The sequence below is a fragment of the Corallococcus llansteffanensis genome, from assembly GCF_003612055.1.
Classification (GTDB): domain Bacteria; phylum Myxococcota; class Myxococcia; order Myxococcales; family Myxococcaceae; genus Corallococcus; species Corallococcus llansteffanensis.
The window spans coordinates 1-3973 of sequence record NZ_RAWB01000759.1; the positions used below are offsets into that span (position 1 = coordinate 1).

The 3973-nt window shown below is 69.7% G+C and carries 2 protein-coding genes and 1 pseudogene; 2 read left to right on the forward strand and 1 reads right to left on the reverse strand.

Annotation, left to right across the window (positions count from 1 at the left end; all coding sequences use genetic code 11):
• Positions 1-1147 (reverse strand): type VI secretion system tip protein TssI/VgrG (tssI, locus tag D7V93_RS39670; protein WP_244237784.1); only part of this gene is annotated, 1147 nt, incomplete at its 3' end.
• Positions 1148-1517: 370 nt separating this feature from the next.
• Between tssI and D7V93_RS39675 the strand changes: the two genes are divergently transcribed.
• Together D7V93_RS39675 and D7V93_RS39680 are read left to right on the forward strand one after the other, a co-directional pair.
• Positions 1518-3344 carry an OmpA family protein gene (locus tag D7V93_RS39675; RefSeq protein ID WP_244237785.1) on the forward strand — a complete coding sequence of 609 codons (1827 nt, stop codon included), beginning with the start codon at positions 1518-1520 and terminating at the stop codon, positions 3342-3344.
• Positions 3341-3973, forward strand: a pseudogene (locus tag D7V93_RS39680) (adventurous gliding motility protein AgmC); the annotation flags it as partial. The gene D7V93_RS39675 and the pseudogene D7V93_RS39680, both read left to right, overlap by 4 nt.

Consider the following 3973-nt stretch of genomic DNA (forward strand, 5'->3'; position numbering starts at 1 on the left):
TCCAGCAGGAGCTCTTGTCGTCGTTCTTGCCCTCGCGGTCCCAGTGGAACTGGACCTTGATGCGGCCGTGCTCGTCGGTGTGGATCTCCTCGCCCGCGGGGCCCACTACGATGGCCGTCTGCGCGCCGGAGATGACCGGCCGCGCCGTCACCCGGGGGGGCCGGAAGGGCACCTGGGCGGGCTGGCAGAGGAACTCGTTGCGGTAGCCCTCCTTGGATCCCACCGAGGCCTGCTCCGACACCAGGGCCTCGGCCTGGTGGCCGGTGTGCCGCACGGACAGGGGCAGGTACTTGCGGTTGAGCGCGGCGTCCGGGTGCTCGGCCAGCTCGAAGGTGTGTCCCGCGCAGATGCGCCGGCTGTAGCTGGCGCCGGACACGGTCTCCACGCGGGCGCGCAGCTCCTCCAGGCGGATCTTCGCGAGCGCCTTGCCGGCCCCGGGCTCGTCGTAGAGGCCCGGGTAGTCGTAGATCTCCAGCGCGGACTCGCCCCCGTCGTCGGCGCTCTCCGCGCCCAGGTCCTGCGCGGGGCGGGTGAAGTTGAAGTCGCGCAGCGCCACCGCGCCGGGCTGGACCTCCAGCTTCGCGGCGAGGGTGTGGATGAACTCCTTCTCCGCCACCATCCGTGAGCGCTCGCGGAAGACGAGCTTGGGCTCGCCCGCCATGGCGGGGTTCGCTGACGCGGCGTCGCCGAGCACCATCGTGTGCGCGTCCTCGCCGTGCTCGAAGAGGTAGAAGATGCCCTCCTCCTCCAGGAGCCGCGAGATGAAGTCGAGGTCGGATTCGCGGTACTGCACGCAGTAGTCGCGCTTGCGGTAGCTGCCGGAGAGCGCCAGCCGGTGCTCCACCTGCCCCTGGTCGAGCACCTTGTGCACGATCTGCGGGACGGTCAGTTCCTGGAAGATGCGGCTGCGGCGCGTGTGCCGGAGCGTCCACAGGCGGGGCACCACCGTCACCCCGTAGCGTCGGCGCTGCGGCCCCGTCCCTTCGTCCCGGCGGTCGATGCGGGCGACGACGCCGTGGAAGAAGCGGGCCGTGCCGTCCCCCAGCTGCACCGTGAGCCGCGCGTCCTTGCCCAGCAGCGCCGTGTCATCCAGCTCCACGTCTGGGTTGGGGGTCAGCGCGACCTCCACGGAGTATGGCTGAGACACCGACTCGTCTGCCTTAAAGCCGAATACCGTGACATCCTCGGCAGAGTGGGGCCCGAGCTGGAAGTCGAATTCCGTCTGGTTCGCCAGCAGCGCAGCATTTGCGATCATTGATTCTCCCGCGCCACGGAAGCCCCCAGGGTCACCCGCCACCTACTGGATTGGGATGGGCGAACGCCTGACAAATTAGAAACACGCGATGGCATGGGTCCGCAAGTGCTTGCGGGCGCGGACAAGCATTTCGTCGCGAATGTACTGGCGGTGCGAGCTGCTGTTATAGTGTTGCGCGAGGGCGGGGGGCCATGGATCGCAGCGCGACATGGATTCGGGCGCCCACGCCAGCCATACCTCCGGGAGAGCGATGAAACGAAGGATGCTCCTGCGCCATCTGCAACTGCTGTCGCTCCTGTTGATCTCCACCCCCGTGCTTGCGCAGACGCCGTTGCCCGGCATCGACCTGGAGCGGCTGGAGCTGAACCCTGGTGCGGAGGGTTCACTCGTGGTGAGTCTGGGACAGCTTCTGCCCTCGGGCCATTACAGGGCCACCGTGGCCATGCAGTACGCGCATGATCCGCTGCTCTTCGAGCGCGATGGCGAGACGTTCCGCATCGTCGGCAGCCGCGCGACCACGCATCTGGCCGTGGCCTATGCCGCGACAGGCTGGTTGCAGTTCGGCCTGCAGTTGCCGGTGGTGGCGTTCCAGAGCGGCTCGGATCTGACGGGGGAGAACATCTCGGCACCGGCGAACTTCGCGCTGGGCACGCCCGCGGTCAGTGCTCGCGCGGGGCTCTTCACGCAAGACGATGACGGGGGTGTGGATCTGGCATTGGAGATGGGCGTGGGGCTGCCGGTCGGCAGTCAGGCGGGGCTCGCGCGGGATGGCGCGTTGAGGCTCGCGCCCCGGTTGATGGCGGGGCGGCACTTCGGCTTCCTGCGCGGAGGCTTGGAGGTCGGCTTCCTGACCCGGCCGAGCCAGGCCCTCACGCAGCGGCCCGGCATCCTGGTGGACGAGGTGGGCAATGAGCTGCGCATCGGCGCCGCGCTCGCGACCACCGGGCGGCGGCTGCGCTGGGAGCTGAACGTGCGGGGCATGGTGCCGCTGACGGAACAGCCCGGGGCGGTGGAGTTGCTGCCCGGCGCGCGCTACCTGGTGAAGCCGTCCTTTGAAATGTTCGCGCTGGCGGGCATGGGCGTGGGCAGCGCGCCGGGGACGCCGCTCTTCCGGCTGATGGTGGGCGGGGCCTTTGGAAACGTGACGCCGCAGCGCGGGCCGGGCGAGTCCTCCGTCAACTGCGAGCCGGGACTGCCGCACACCCTCGAGGAGTGCCCGGAGATGGACGAGGACCACGATGGGGTGCGCAACGGCATCGATCGCTGTCCGCGGGTGCCGGGGACGCTGGAGCGCAACGGCTGCGAGAAGAAGGACACGGACACCGACGGGCTGGAGGACGCGCTGGACATGTGCCCGGTGGAGCCTGGTCCTGCGTCCAGCCAGGGCTGCCCGCTGCGCGACACGGACAAGGACGGCACCGACGACGACTCGGATACGTGTCCGAACGCAGCGGGGCCGCCGGAGAACCAGGGCTGCCCGGTGCGTGACGCGGACAAGGACGGCATCGACAACGACAAGGACGCGTGCCCGAACGAGGCGGGGCCCGTGGAGCGCGACGGCTGCCCGGAGACGGACACGGACAAGGACGGCGTGCCCAACCGCATCGACAGCTGCGCCAACGAAGTGGGCACGTACGAGAACCAGGGCTGTCCGCAGCACATCTTCCCGCTGGTGGTGCTCCACGCGACGCGGCTGGAGACGCGAGGGAAGATCTACTTCGAGCCCGCGCAGACGCGCGTGAACTCGCGCTCCAACCCGGTGCTCGACTGGGTGGCGCAGGTCATCCTCGAGCACCCCGAGTTCCCGCTCATCGCGGTGGGGGCGCATACCGACGACCGGGGCATGCCGGACGTGAACCGCCGGCTGTCGCAGGGCCGGGCGGAGGCGGTGCGCCAGTACCTGATTGGCAAGAAGGTCCCGCCGGAGCGCCTCGCGGCCTACGGCTACGGACAGGATCGCCCCATTGACAGCAACCTGACCTCCGTCGGCCGGGAGAACAACCGCCGTGTGGAGTTCCTGATCGTCGACCCCCAGGCGGACAAGACGCCGAGCCCCAAGCGTGAGCCGGGCACCGGAGAGACCCGATGATGATGAAGCCCGCGCTCCTCAAGGCATTGGTGGCCGGCGTGGTGCTGGCCGGGACCGCCGTCCTGGCCACGCCGGACCTGTTCTTCCTCGGGTCCGGCGGCCTGCACTACACCGCACGCGGTCCGGACACCGTCATCAACGACTACGCCCAGGTGACGAAGCCCGTCGCCGTGGGCACGTCCCGGATCCCGCTCCTCTCCGCTCGTGGCTTCTCGGGTGGGGATCTGGTGTTGGTGGTCCAGATGCAGGGCATGGGGTCCACCCTGGAGGGGAATGACCCGGTCCTCATCGAACTCTCCGGAGGCCCGGTGGGCGTCTGGGAGCTGGCGCGGGTGGCGCGCGTGCGCTCCGGCACGGAGGAGGCGCTGGAATTGGCCGCGCCGCTGGCCCACGCCTACGCGGAGGGCGTCTCGCAGGTGATCCGGGTCCCGGAGTACGAGGACGTCGTCATCCCCCGAGGGACGGGGCTCGTCGCGCGGGAGTGGGATGGCAGCACCGGCGGCGTCCTGGCGTTCGTGGCCCGGGGCAGGGTGACGAATGACGGTGTGATCGACGCGACCGGCAAGGGCTTCCGGGGAGGGCTGTTCGCTCCGGCGGGTTTCGGGGGGACGGGCTGCACGGGCCTGGAG

Coding starts and splice junctions, on each gene's coding strand:
- D7V93_RS39675 (WP_244237785.1), top strand. CDS start 1,518: ATGCTCCTGCGCCATCTGCAACTGCTGTCGCTCCTGTTGATCTCCACC.